Below are 1,340 nucleotides of genomic sequence, written 5' to 3' on the forward strand. Positions count from 1 at the left end.
TTAGTCTAGTCAAGACATGAGTTTAATTAGTAACAATTGCTACTAGCTATAATTCTATTTGAATAGTGTAAATTGTTTCCATTATCGCTTTTCTTTCTCAATTTTGGCTTGAGCGATATTTGAAAATTTGTTAAGTAGTTCGGCATAATTAAAAACCAAAACCAGAGAGAATACCGCCCGCTGCGCGGGCGGTATTCTCTCTGGTTTTAAGTGTACTTATACCTAGCTACTTGCAATTAGAGATTGGGCTACCCAAATCAGAAGTTGGTACAGGGCTTTCGGAAAGATAACCCTATCCATTCATCAATCTGTTCGCGATCGCCTAAGGAGAAACCTGCGGCAACCATCGCGTTAGTCACATCTTCAAGACGATCGCTGGTATAACCTGCGGTAATTAAAATTCCCTCATGGTTGGGAGTGGAACGTAAGGTTTTATAAAATTCATCAGCAAGGGAAATATGCACCCGCGCAAAGATATTTGCCACGATCAGATCGAACTTTTGGTCGGGCGCGATCGCGGGGACGGCAACGCTATCGCCACCCATCCAATGTCCTAATTGGCTGGCACTGCCAAGGCTGGCAAGCATTGCCGTCACTCGATCCGTGACGTGGTTGCGCCGCAAAGCATCTTGCGTAGCCGCCACCGCCACGGGATCGTTATCGATCGCGATCGCCTTTGCCCCAAGTTTGGCGAGTGCTACGCTGAGAATCCCCGAACCAGAACCCAGATCCAACGCATAAAGTGAAGGCTTAACGTGACGCTCTAGCAATCGCAAGCTGAGGATTGTAGCGGGATGCAATCCACTACCAAAGGCAAGACTGTTTTGAAGGCGAAGCACAATTTCCTGCGGATTACTTGCTTGATAGGAGGAGTCAGCGTCTAAAACAACAAAGCGATCGCCAATTCTTCTAATTAAAGGATTTGCCAAATTTGGGAATGATTCTTCTTTAGTCGGTCTTTGTTCAACCATAAAGATTTGTGGTTCGTCAGTCATACCCGTTCGATGCAAGGGCTTGAGAAGATCGACGATCGCATCGATACGTTGATGGATTTGGGCATCTTCAAGTAAATACATTTGGATCGTAAATGTCCATTTTTGACTGCGATCGCTAGATTCGTAGATATGCAGATCTTCAGCCGCGATCGCATTGGCGAGCAAGGTACATACCCAATCTAAGCCTTCGTTGGTGGTATCGAGATTAAGTTCTATCCAAGCCATATTGCCATCACAAGTATCAATTTTCTCAATTGTGTTAAATAGTTCGGTATTGCCAAATAGGTAAGGATGGGCGGCGCGAAGCGCCGCCCATCCTTACCATATAAATCCTTTCCTTTTTAG

At 45.3% G+C, this 1,340-nt stretch carries 1 protein-coding gene; it reads right to left on the minus strand.

Going from position 1 to position 1,340, the window contains the following annotated elements:
- Window positions 1-257 precede the first annotated feature (257 nt).
- Window positions 258-1,220 carry a 50S ribosomal protein L11 methyltransferase gene (locus tag AC805_RS14395; protein WP_055076059.1) on the minus strand — a complete coding sequence of 321 codons (963 nt, stop codon included), beginning with the start codon at window positions 1,218-1,220 and terminating at the stop codon, window positions 258-260.
- Window positions 1,221-1,340: the final 120 nt, after the last annotated feature.

It is taken from the genome of Pseudanabaena sp. 'Roaring Creek' (assembly GCF_001402795.1).
Lineage (GTDB): Bacteria > Cyanobacteriota > Cyanobacteriia > Pseudanabaenales > Pseudanabaenaceae > Pseudanabaena.